Source organism: Sphingomonas sp. (genome assembly GCF_036677245.1).
In the GTDB taxonomy this organism is placed as follows: Bacteria; Pseudomonadota; Alphaproteobacteria; order Sphingomonadales; family Sphingomonadaceae; genus Allosphingosinicella.
Window position 1 is genome coordinate 1 of the sequence record NZ_JAKFCG010000046.1, and the last position, 11,565, is coordinate 11,565.

General features: G+C 65.7%; 9 protein-coding genes. 4 read left to right on the top strand and 5 right to left on the bottom strand.

Going from position 1 to position 11,565, the window contains the following annotated elements; translation table 11 throughout:
• Both V6M48_RS04860 and V6M48_RS04865 read right to left on the bottom strand, forming a co-directional pair.
• A partial coding sequence (locus V6M48_RS04860) for a Rieske 2Fe-2S domain-containing protein (RefSeq protein ID WP_332811401.1) occupies positions 1-420 on the bottom strand: 420 nt, incomplete at its 3' end.
• A gap of 168 nt (positions 421-588) precedes the next feature.
• On the bottom strand, positions 589-1,533 hold the full coding sequence (locus V6M48_RS04865) for a 2-hydroxyacid dehydrogenase (protein WP_332811402.1): 945 nt from the start codon (positions 1,531-1,533) through the stop codon (positions 589-591).
• 224 nt (positions 1,534-1,757) lie between these two features.
• On the opposite strand from V6M48_RS04865, the gene V6M48_RS04870 reads away from it, so the two are divergent.
• Complete coding sequence (locus V6M48_RS04870) at positions 1,758-2,258, top strand: hypothetical protein (protein WP_332811403.1); 501 nt, start codon at positions 1,758-1,760, stop codon at positions 2,256-2,258.
• A 246-nt stretch (positions 2,259-2,504) separates the two neighbouring features.
• On the opposite strand, the gene V6M48_RS04875 is transcribed toward V6M48_RS04870, so the two are convergent.
• Complete coding sequence (locus tag V6M48_RS04875) at positions 2,505-4,952, bottom strand: TonB-dependent receptor plug domain-containing protein (protein WP_332811404.1); 2,448 nt, start codon at positions 4,950-4,952, stop codon at positions 2,505-2,507.
• Positions 4,953-5,215: 263 nt separating this feature from the next.
• Between V6M48_RS04875 and V6M48_RS04880 the strand changes: the two genes are divergently transcribed.
• Positions 5,216-7,054 (top strand): AMP-binding protein, encoded by a 1,839-nt coding sequence (locus tag V6M48_RS04880; protein ID WP_332811405.1) that lies wholly within the window; start codon positions 5,216-5,218, stop codon positions 7,052-7,054.
• 22 nt (positions 7,055-7,076) lie between these two features.
• Positions 7,077-7,832, top strand: coding sequence for an SDR family oxidoreductase (locus V6M48_RS04885; protein WP_332811406.1), 756 nt, complete (start codon positions 7,077-7,079; stop codon positions 7,830-7,832).
• Here V6M48_RS04885 and cofC read toward each other — a convergent pair.
• The gene (gene cofC, locus V6M48_RS04890; RefSeq protein ID WP_332811407.1) at positions 7,817-8,431 is read right to left on the bottom strand and encodes a 2-phospho-L-lactate guanylyltransferase; all 615 of its coding nucleotides are present in this window, start codon (positions 8,429-8,431) and stop codon (positions 7,817-7,819) included. The two genes, V6M48_RS04885 and cofC, sit on opposite strands and share 16 nt — an antisense overlap.
• 34 nt (positions 8,432-8,465) lie before the next feature.
• Complete coding sequence (locus V6M48_RS04895) at positions 8,466-9,518, bottom strand: 2Fe-2S iron-sulfur cluster binding domain-containing protein (protein ID WP_332811408.1); 1,053 nt, start codon at positions 9,516-9,518, stop codon at positions 8,466-8,468.
• A gap of 201 nt (positions 9,519-9,719) precedes the next feature.
• On the opposite strand from V6M48_RS04895, the gene V6M48_RS04900 reads away from it, so the two are divergent.
• Positions 9,720-11,399: a flavin-containing monooxygenase gene (locus tag V6M48_RS04900; protein WP_332811409.1), complete on the top strand. Its 1,680-nt coding sequence runs from the start codon at positions 9,720-9,722 to the stop codon at positions 11,397-11,399.
• The last annotated feature ends 166 nt before the right edge of the window (positions 11,400-11,565 follow it).

An 11,565-nucleotide genomic window follows, 5' to 3' on the forward strand; every position in this document is an offset into this window, starting at 1 on the left:
CAGCCCATATTGGTCCTTCGACCAATGTTCGGGATAGGCCCCTTCCGCCTCCTGCTTGACGTCGAGCAGCTTGCCCTCATTGTTGTAGACCCAGCCATGATAGGGGCAGGACCAGATCTTGCCCGTGCCGTGCGGCTTGCGGCAGACCATCGCCCCCCTGTGCGAGCAGGCGTTGATGAAGCCGCGCAATTTGCCGTCGCCGCCACGGCTGATGATCACCGGCTGGCGGCCGATCACCGTCGTCAGATAATCATTGTTGTTCGGGATCTGGCTGTCGTGGCCGATGTAGATCCAGGTCGCTTCCCAGATGTGCTTGATCTCGAGCTCGAACAACTCCGGATCGGTGTAGAGCGAGCGATGAACCTTGAACGTCTCGCCCGGCTTGTCGATGATCTTCGAGGCAAGATCCTGAATATGCATCGCCAGCTCTCCCTGATCGGATCCTAACCTCGATCGCGGCCGGAGAACAGGCCCAGAGCATAAAGCGAAAAGGTGGGTACCGGCTTTTCGCAAGAAGCAATGCGGCATCAAACAACTATAGGGCAGGCTGCGCTTCCATCTGCAGCTTGCCCGAGCTCAGACCGAAGATCAGACCAGGCGGTTGGCCGGAGCGCCGCCCTGCTGCCATTGCTCGAGCGCGTCGACCAGCAGCATCGCCATCGCCAGACGCGCTTCCCAGGTCGAGCTGCCGACATGGGGGGTGAGGAAGGCGTTGGGGAGGTCGAGATAGCGCTTGTCGAGGTTCGGCTCGTTGTTGAACACGTCGAGCCCGGCGGCGAAGATGCGGCCGCCTTGCAGCGCCGCGATTAGATCGTCGTCGACCACGAGATCGCCGCGGCCGACGTTGACCAGGATGAGCGAGGGCTTGGCGCGCTCCAGCGCGGCGGCGTTGATGAAGCCGCGCGTCTCCGGCGTCGATGGCCAGGCGAGCAGCAGCACGTCGCTCTGCGCGATCAGCTCGTACGCATCAGGCACGAAGCGCGCATCCGGCTCGCCGGTGGCTTCGCGGCGGTTGGTGTAGGCGACATTCATCCCGAACGCGCGGGCGCGCTTTGCGACCTTCTTGCCGATGTCGCCCATCCCCAGGATGCCGAGCGTCTTGGCGGCGAGCTCGACGCCGTTGAGCTGCGCCGGCGTCCAGCCCTTCCACTCGCCGTTGCGGATCATCGCGATTGCTTCGGTCGCGCGGCGCGCGGCCCCGAGCATCAGCAGCATCGCGGCGTCGGCGACGGCATCGCCGAGCACGCCTGGGGTGTTGAAGACCGCGATGCCGCGTGCACGCGCGGCCTCGATGTCGACATGATCATAGCCGACCGAATAGGTCGCGATCGCCTTCACCGTGTCGGGGAATGCGGCAATGACCTCGGCCGGGAGCCGCACCCCGCCGCCCGAGCAGAGCACGACGTCGGGCGCGACCTGCGTGGCTTCCTGGGGTGTTCCGCGCACGACGTCGAACGCCTGCTCGAACGGCGCCATGATGCGCGCCGGAAAGTCGACGGTGGATAAAAGGCGAAGGCGCGGACTGTCGGTCATGCAAAGCTCCGGGACGATTGGAAAAGGTGGTTGCGGTCTCGATACGAGCGGAGGGCCGTTGAGCGGCGGCGACCGTAACCGCCGCGTGGAGTTGGGGAAAGGGGGGCTGTCGCTCGCGCGGGACCATTCGATCGTCCTGCCTGTACGGCGCGCGCGATGCATTTGTTGCGCAGCATCCGGAACGGGCGCATGCCAACGAGAGCTCAAGCAGAGAGGAGTTCGACATGCTCATTCTAGTACTGCTGACTGCGATGGCCGCTCCAAGCGAAGGCAAGGTGATGGCGAGCGACGATTGGCACAGTCTCACGATCCTCGAGGTCGGCGCCGAACCCGCTGCCGGCGCGCCGCAATATCTGCGTGTCGCGGCCGGCGATCTCGACGGCGACGGCCGAGCCGACGATGCGATCCTCAAGCTGATCTGCGCCGGAGGTGAGCTTAAGCAAGCGCATTACATCATTTCGCCGCGCGACGCCGCGACCGGCCAAGCGAGCGGCAAGCGGACGCACAAGCCGGTCACCTTCGTGAAGGAATGGGGCCCTGCAACGCCCCAGCTCAGCCAGATGAAACCGACCTACGACGTCAAGACCAACAAAGGTGCACGCACCGCGGCCGCACCCGACGGCTGGCGGCCGATCCAGCTGTCGGCCGCCGACGGTCTTTGCGCCGCCACCTCGGCTGCCGCCAAGGGCGGCAAGAAATCGCGGTCGAACATCAGCAACAATTGAGAGCAGAGCGGAATGCGCGATATCTGGATCACGCATCCCGCTCTTATCGTCTGTTGCCGCATCATCTGCTGCGCAAAACCGGTTCCCACTTTTGCGCACGATGCTCTAGACTCAATCCCGGTTTGGTCGAACCGGGATTGAGTCTGATTCTCTTTGTTCTCCGTGATTTCCGAGTCGGTCAGGTGATTCCACCTGACTTGAAATCACTATAAGGCCCGCGCCGCGCCCGATCACGCGAGCACACGATCAGTAGAACAATTTGCGGAAGCTCAGACGGATCGAACGGCCGAGCGGATCGAGCAGGTCGGGCTGGTAGCCGAGCGGGGTGACGCCGGCCGCGTCGCGCACGTCGAGGCGCTGGTTGAACAAATTGTCGACCGCCAAGGTGAGGCGCGAGCCGCGGAAGAAGGGCATCGCGCGCACCAGCCCCTGCTGTTGGCCGAGATCGGCGAACAGCCGGAGATTGACCGTGGTGAGCGCGCCGAACCGCAGATCCTGCGGCGAAGGCGCGCCGTCCGCGCCGTTGGCGCGTACCCGCGTGGCACTTTGCCAATCGACGTCGATCCGTGCGCCAAGGCCGTTGCGATTGTAGCCGGCCTGCGCCTCGATCAGGTGGCGCGACTGGCCGCCGCTTCCGCCGGTTGCGGAGCCGGAGAGCAGGTCGAGCTCTGCGACCCCCGGCCGGATCAGGATCGTATCCTCCAGCCGCCAGGTGTGGAACAAAGCCAAGGTCACTCGGCCCTGGCGCCCGCCGCCCCCGAAACCCGCAGGTCCGCCGCCCCCCGGTCCGCCGCGCCCCGAGCCGCCGCCACGGAACCCGGCTCCTCCTTCTCGGCGGCCGCCGCTGCCGGCGCCGGCGCCTTCACCGCCGCGCTCGCCGCGCCGGCCTTCGCGCCATTGCGCGCGGCGTTCCTCGATCTGCTCGGCGGTCAGCGGCTGGCCGTCGGGCCCACGCGGGGGCGGTGCCTCGAGTGTCTCGGACCAGTTGAAGCCCCAGCGCAGTTGGCGCTGCTTGCTGCGGTCGAAATTGACCGGCCGGCTGTCGATCCGAAGCAATGTCCCGGCGGCATCGCGCTCGAAGCGCTCGGGGAAGGCCGCCTCGATCTCCGGGGTCGCGGTCGGAAAGCCTGTAATGACGTTTTCGATGCGTGTGTCGGTGAAATCGGCGCGCAACGTCAGGTCGGTGTCGGTGATCGGCCTGACCGTCGCGCCGAGCTTGAACACCCGCCGCTCGTCCGCGAGCAGGGCGGGATTGCCGCCCTCGATCCGGGTGATGTCGACCGTCCTTCCGGTCGTGATGTCGAGCACGCGCACATTCGGGGTCACCAGCAGCGGATTGCCGAGCTGCTGGATCGTCGGCGCGCCTTCTTCGTGCGTCGCCGAGCCGATCAGGCGGACTGCATCGATCGGCTGCCAGTTGAAGCCGTAGCCGAAGGTGGTGAGCGTCCCGAAATCGGAAAGCTCGTCGACCGCGCCATTGGCGTTGGCGGTCAGCTTGCCGATCGGGCCGTCGTCGTCGAACAAGGGAAGATCGAGATTGACCTGCCCGCTCCCCTGATCGCGGGACAGCTCGGTCCGGGTGAACAGGTCGGCGCGAGTCGACTCGCTCTCGAGATCGCGCAGGTTGAAGCCCGCCTTGAAGGTGGCGGAGACCGCGCCCGCCGGAAGGTCGAACAGCTGGCCGCTGGCGGTGGCCTCGCTCTCCACGGTCTCGGCGACCGATTTGCTGCGATCCTGGCCGATGCCGGAGGTCCGCTCGCGGTCGGTCACGGTCTTCGACCAGTCGCGAACGTAGCCGCCGGTGAGCGACCATTGCCAACCCGAGCGATCGCCGGTCAGCGCATAATTGATGCTCCCGGTGCGGTTTTTGGAATCGCGCAGCAGCCGCTGCGAGCCATCGTCGGCGCGGCCGAGCGAGGCGAGTGTGTTCTGACCCTCCAGCTCGGCGCTCAACGTTCCTGAGACGTTGCCGAAGATCGTGCGGTTGTAGGTCGCGTTGAGCTTCGCGCTGTCCGACTCGGACAGCAATGTCCGGTCGGGATCGGCATCGACCAGGTTGCGCTCATTCTCGAACAAGGGGTTGGCGCGCGCATATTCGGCATCGACGCTGAGGCGGCTGCCTTCGCCGAGGCGCAGATAATTGACGTCGGCTTCATGCTGCTGGCGGCCGCCATCGGTCGCGAGGCGCGTCTCGAGCTCGCCGGTGACCGCCTCGAAGCGGCGGCGGAGCACGAAGTTCACCACTTTCTGATCGGCTCGGTAGCCGTATTTCAGCGCCACTTCCTCGGGCAATATGTCGACCCGAGCCACTGCTTCGGGCGGCAGGTCGCGGATTTCGCGGAAGCTGCTGATGCGGCGCCCCCCGAGCAGCACGACCGGCTGGCCGCCGCCGCGCCCCTGGATGCTGCCGGTCAGCGGGCCGAGCTCCTCGAGCAGTTCGCCGATGTTGCTCGCGCCGTAAGCGCGGATATCGCGTCCGCTGAGCGTGATCTCGGGCTGGATATCGCCGATCACCGAACCGCGCGGGGCAACGTTTCGCCGGCCGGTGACGACGATATCCTCCTCTTCCTCCTCGTCCGCTTCGGGGTCGCTGCCGTCGTCGGCGGTCGGCTGGGGGGAAGCCGGGGGGGAAGGAGCGACCTGGGCGAGAGCGGGCCAGGAGCTGGTCAGGAGCAGGAGGGTAAGCAAACGCATGAACATTCTCACAACAATATTGGGCGGTACCGCACCGGTTAGGCGGAACGCGCCCTAACCGGCGCTGAACCGATCTCCCCCAACGCCGCGGACGGCGAGAGGATGCGCGGGCGTTGCTTGCGAGAGCCGAGGCGAGCATCGCCGGGGCGAGGGCTGGCGATCTTCACGCAATGCATTAGTCTGATGTGGTTCGCGACCGTCATACGCACAGGGTGATAATGGCGGCGCTGGCGAGGCGAGGGTGCGAGAGCATGATCTCAATAGTGTCCGACATTCGTGAGGAATTGCGTCCGGACGGCTCGATCCTCCTGCGCAACGCGCTCGAGCTGCCGCCGCTGAACGGCACGATACCCGCCCTGCTGACGCGCTGGGCCGCATCGCATCCCGACCGCCTGTTCCTGACCGAGCAGCTGGGGGGCGAGCTTCGCGAGCTCACCTACGGCGAGGCGGAGCAGATCCGCCGCCATCTGGCGGCGCGGCTGCTGCGCCTGCCGATCACGGCCGAGCGGCCTTTGCTGCTGCTCGCCGCCAACGGCATCAATCATGCGCTGGTCATGCTCGCCGCGATGAGCGTCGGTCTGCCCGTCGCCGTCGCATCCCCCGCTTATGCCTCCGCGCGCGCGGCACCGTGGGGCAAGCTCGCCAAGATCGTCGGCCAGATCGATCCGGCGCTGGTGCTCGCCGACGACGTCCTTGGGGTGACGGAGGCTTTTGCCTCGATCGGCTCGGCCGGCGTCAAGCTGATGCCGATCGCCGACCTCGCCTGGCTGATGGACCAGGCTCCCGCGCCCAAGGAGGCGGTGACCGCGGCGGCAGCGAGTGTCGGCGGCGATACGGTGGCGAAGCTGCTGTTCACCTCGGGCTCGACCGGAACGCCCAAGGCGGTCATCAACACGCAACGCATGCTGGTCTCCAACGTCCAGGCGATGACGGCGCTGTGGAGCTTCCTCGAGCGCCGCCCGCCGGTGATCGTCGATTGGCTCCCCTGGAGCCATACGTTCGGCGGCAATTTCTGCCTGCACATCTGCCTTTTCCTGGGCGGCACCTTTCACATCGATGCCGGCAAGCCCGCGCCTGGAGCGATCGAGCTGACGGTCGCGGCGCTCAGGCGCTGGTCGCCGACGATCTACTTCAACGTGCCGGCGGGCTACGAGGCGCTGCTGCCGACCTTGGAATCGGACACGAGCTTCGCGCGGCATTTCTTCGACGATCTCGATTTCCTTTTCAACGAAGCCGCACCGCTGCCGGACGTCACGCGCGCGCGCCTCGAGGCGGTCGCAAAAAATGCCACCGGCGCGCTGCCGGCGATTTTCGGCGGCTGGGGATCGACCGAAACCGCGCCCGGAGCGACGATGCTGTCGTTTCCGACGCCGCACGCCTCCAATCTCGGCGTTCCGCTGCCCGGTACCGAGATCAAGATGGTGCCGATCGACGGCCGGCACGAGCTTAGAGTCCGCGGACCGAACGTCACGCCGGGATATTGGAAGCAGCCGGAGGCGACCGCGGAAGCGTTCGACGAGGAGGGCTTTTACCGGATCGGCGACGCCGGCCGGATGGTCGACCCGGCCGACCCGGCGGCCGGCATATTGTTCGACGGACGGATCGCCGAAAACTTCAAGCTGGGATCGGGCACCTGGATCAATGTCGCCGGGGTGCGCCTTGCCGCCATCGCCGCCGGCGAGGGACTGATCGCGGACGCGGTGGTCGCGGGCGAAGGGCGCGCCAAGGTTGGCCTGCTCGTCTTCCCGAACCAGGACGCCTGCCGCGCCTTGCTGGCCGGCGAAGGCCTGGAGTTTGACGGCGGGCCGGCAGCGTTGCGGCGGGTGCGCGATCGTCTCGCGAGCCTGCTGTGCGCGCATAACGACAAGCAGATGGGATCGAGCACCAGGATCGGCCATTTGCTGATCCTCGCCGATCCGCCGCGCCCCGAGCACGACGAGATCACAGAGAAGGGCTATATCAACCAGCGCGCGGTGCTCGCGCGTCGTACCGCGTTGGTCGACGAGCTCTACCGCGACGAAAATGCGGTCCGGCCGGCTCCATCGGCCAGGTTTGATGCTGGGGCGAACGCAACGCCGGCATCGCTGCTGGTTGGGCCATGAGGGCGAGGCGCGCGAGCCGGCCATGCTGAACGATCGCGTCATCATCGTCACCGGCGGCGCTGGAGGGATCGGCCGTGCGACTGCATTGCTGCTGGCTGATGCGGGTGCGCGGGTCGTGGTGAGCGACCTCTCCGACAGCGGCGAAGAGACGGCGGCGGCGATCCGCGAGCGTGGCGGGCAAGCAAGCTTCGTCAAGGCGGACATCGGGCGCGAAGCCGATGTCGCTGCGCTGGTCGACGAGACGTTGAGCATCCATGGCCGGCTCGACGGCGCGTTCAACAATGCCGGAGTCGAGCAGGCCGTTCTGCCGCTGCATGAACTTAGCATCGAGCAGTGGGAGCATGCGCTTCGCATCGACCTGACCGGCGTGTTCCTGTGCATCAAGCATCAGGTCCGCGCGATGCTCGCGGGTGGCGGCGGATCGATCGTCAACACGGCGTCCGCGCTCGGCGAGGTGGCGATCCCGCGCGCGGCCGAATATGTCACCGCCAAGCACGGCGTGATCGGCCTCACGCGCGCCGCCGCGCTCGAATATGGCGCGCTCGGCGTCCGGGTGAACGCGGTGCTGCCCGGGATCATTCGCACGCCGATGATTGAGCGTGCGATCGAGCATCCGGATTTCTCGGCCTTTTTCGACAAGCTGCTCGAGCATCATCCGATCGGCCGCTTCGGGCAGCCTCCCGAAGTCGGCGAGGCGGTGAAGTGGCTGCTGTCCGACGCCGCCTCGTTCGTGACCGGGGCGATGATCGCGGTCGACGGCGGTTATCGCGTGCTGTGAGCGGACCGCCCGTTGCCGCAGCCCGCTCGAACGTCGCGGCGCAGGATCTCCAACGCGAATTCCATGTCTGCCTGGGTGTCGAGATCGAGCGCCAGCCCAGGCCGTGTGGCGACGCCGCATTGGCCTCCAAGCCGGGCGCGATGCCTTGCGAAGCTGTCGGCGCCGAACGCGAAGTCGAACGGACGATCGTCGGCGAGGGCCAAAGCATTGGTTCCCGTCGAATGGCGGTCCGGCGCCACGGCGGATCCGTGCTGCTCGGCCAGGTCGATCACCGCATCGACATCCGCGACGCAAAGCCCGGGCAGATCGGCGTGAATCACCAGCGAAGCGGCGGGCCTCGCCGATCGCCGGGCATCGGCCAGTTCGGCGTTGAGGCCGCGGCCGCGATCGGCGATCCAGCGATCGTGCGGGACCGAAGGCCGCTCGGCGGCTAGCACAATCCGGGTGCGGATGCGCGGCGTCTCGGCCAAGATCCGCATGACGTGATCGGCGAGCAATTCGGCGAGCCGGTCTCGCTCATCCGCCGCCAGATGCGCGCTGAGCCGCGTCTTGCGCTCGCCAGGCGGCTTCAGCGGGACGATTGCCACCCATTCGCTCATGCGCCCGTCCACAGGCGCGGTCCCATACGCCTCGTCATGCCGGCGCCTTGTGGCTGGCATCGGTGAATCTGTCGTAGTGGATATGCTCCAGCGCAATCCCTTCGCTCGTCAGCGCCGCGATTCCGGCGTCGATCATCCCCGGCGGGCCGCACATATAGGCATGGGCGTTGCGGCCGAGTTCGTCCAGCGTGGGCGCGATCGAATCGGTCACGAGCCCATGCGCGACGCCGGCAAGCGACTGTTCCGACAGGATCGGCCGATATTCGAAACGGCCCTTCCAGGCGGCTGCGATCGCGGCGATCTCTTCGCTGGCGTAAAGATCGCGCTCGGTGCGCGCGCCGAACAGCAGGATGCAATCCCGCGCGAGGCCGCGGGCCGCAGCGTCCTCGAGCAGGCTGATGATCGGGGCAAGGCCGCTCCCGCCCGCGACGCACAGGATCGGCCCGTCCGCTTCGCGGAGCCAAAAATTGCCGTGCGGTCCATCCAGGCGATAGGAAGTGCCGAACGGATCGCCGGCGAAGAGATGTTCGGTGAATCCTCCTCCCGGAACGCGCCGGATGAAGGTGCTGATTTGCGAACGGCCGCCTTCCACCGGTTTCTGGCACAAGGAATAGGAGCGGCTCCGGCTGTCTCCAGGCCACGACACGTTGAGATATTGTCCGGCGAGATAGTCGAGCGGGGCGTCCAGAGAGAAAGTCGCGCGCTTGATGTCATGGGTGAGGTCGTCGAGGCCGATCAGCTGTGCGTCGAAGCTCCTGGCCGGTGGTAGAGCGGGCGCTTCCAGACTGACTTCGAGTAGCAGCTCGCTGCGCGGCAGGGCCTGGCAGGCGAGAATGTAGCCGGCTTCGAGCTCTTCGCGGCTCAACGTGTAGCCGAACGGCGTGATCGCCTGGACCTTCCCCTCGAGCAGGCGGCTGCGGCACGAGCCGCAGGTTCCGACCGTGCAGTCATGCGGATAGGCAAGGCCCTCCTTGAGCGCGCGTTCGAGGATCGTCTCGCCGGAGGGTACGGCGAAATGCGCGCCGCTCGGCTGCAGGCGGACTTCCAGCGGGCCGCGGCCGGCGAACAGCTTCTTCAGAAACGACATCGATCTCGCTCTTCTGCGGAAAGGAATTGGCAATCGCGGGCAAGTTTCGTGCCCTGCGAAGCGAGAAGCAAGCCGTGAAATCACCTATGGCTGACATTGCCGATATACAAGACGATGACATCAGTGCGGTAAAATTTGCTCTTGGGTTTACGCGCAAACTGTCCTTACATGCTCGGAAAATAGAGTGGGAGAGATTCTCAAATGGCAACCACAGTCGCGCGCGAACCGGCATCTGCTCAATCCGATCCCGCTCCCGAGCATGACGTGATCGTCGTCGGCGCCGGTTTTGCTGGTCTTTATGCACTCCATCGCTTGCGCGGACAGGGACTGAAGGTGATCCTTCTCGAAGCCGGCGAGGGGGTCGGGGGGACCTGGTATTGGAACCGCTATCCCGGCGCGCGGGTCGATATCGAGAGCGTCGATTATTCCTACAGCTTCTCGCCGGAGCTGGATCAGGAATGGGAATGGTCGGAGCGCTACGCCGGCCAGCCGGAATTGCTGCGCTACCTCAACCATGTCGCCGATCGCTTCGACCTGCGCCGTTCGATCCTGTTCGGTTCGCGGGTGGCTTCGGCGCATTTCGACGATGCGACCGACACATGGAGGCTCGAGACCGTCGCCGGCGTCCGCTTCCGCGCGCGTTATTGCGTGATGGCGACCGGTTTCCTTTCGGCGCCGAACAAGCCGGATTTTCCCGGTCAGGACAGCTTCGAAGGCAACACCTACCACACTGCTTACTGGCCGCACGAAGGGGTCGATTTCACCGGCCAGCGGGTCGGCATCATCGGCACCGGCTCGTCGGCGGTGCAGAGCATCCCGATCATCGCGAAGCAGGCGGGCCATCTCACCGTTTTCCAGCGCACGCCGCCTTATGCGATCCCGATGCGCAACTGCCCGATGCCCAAGGATTATGAGGCGAAGGTCAAGGCGATTTACCCCGAATGGCGGCGCATGCAGCGCGAAATCTCGACCGGCGGCATGCTGACCTGCAACTATGAGGCGACGCCGCGCGTGACCAAATTGGCGATGGAATCGACGCCCGAGGAGCGGAAGGCGCTCTATGATAACCGCTGGGAATCGGGCGGCCTCGGCTTCTACCTGATCTATCCGGACATCTTCTGGGACAAGGAAGCGAACGAGACCCTCGCCGAATATATCCGCGACAAGATCCGCGCGCGGGTGGACGATCCTGAAACCGCCGAATTGCTGGTCCCCAAGGATTATCCGATCCTCGCCAAGCGTCTGTGCGCCGACATCAATTATTACGAGACCTACAATCGCGACAACGTCACCTTGGTCGATGTCCGCGGCCATGGCATCGAGATCACGCCCAAAGGAGTCCAGGTGCGCGGGGTCGAGCACGAGTTCGACAGCCTGATCTTCGCGACCGGCTTCGACGCGCTGACCGGCGCGCTGACGCGGATGGACCTGCGCGGCACCAACGGCCGCACCTTGCAGGAGCATTGGGCGGACGGCGCGCGAACCGCCTACGGGTTCATGATCGCGGGCTTCCCGAACATGTTCATCCTCGATGGCCCCGGCAGCCCATGCCCGCTCTATCTCCCGATCCTGCTGGCCGAAGACCAGGCGAACTGGGCCGGCGAGTGGATCGACCACATGCAGAAAAAGGGGCTGACCCGCATCGACGCCACCGAAAAGACCGAGGAGGAATGGGTCGGCTACTGCACCGACTTCATCAACGCCACGTTGTTTCCGCAGGCGGCCAGCTGGTACATGGGCGCCAATATCCCCGGCAAGCCGCGCACCGGCCTGTGCGATTTCGGCCCCTACGAAGTCTATGAGCGCAACATTGCCAGCCAGCTGCCGAACGGCTTTCCCGGCTTCGTGCTGAGCGCGACGGCGGCAGTCGCCAGAGCCTGATCCACCTTTCAGGCTGATTCAGCCTGAACGATCAAGGTCTAGCTGTGAGCTTTCAGTAGGTTGTTCATCCGACCCGAACCGAGGAGACTGAGGTTGCGAAGCTTCAGGACCCAGGAGAGTCGGATGAACATTCATAAGAATGCCCGAACCACCCGCTACAGTCGAG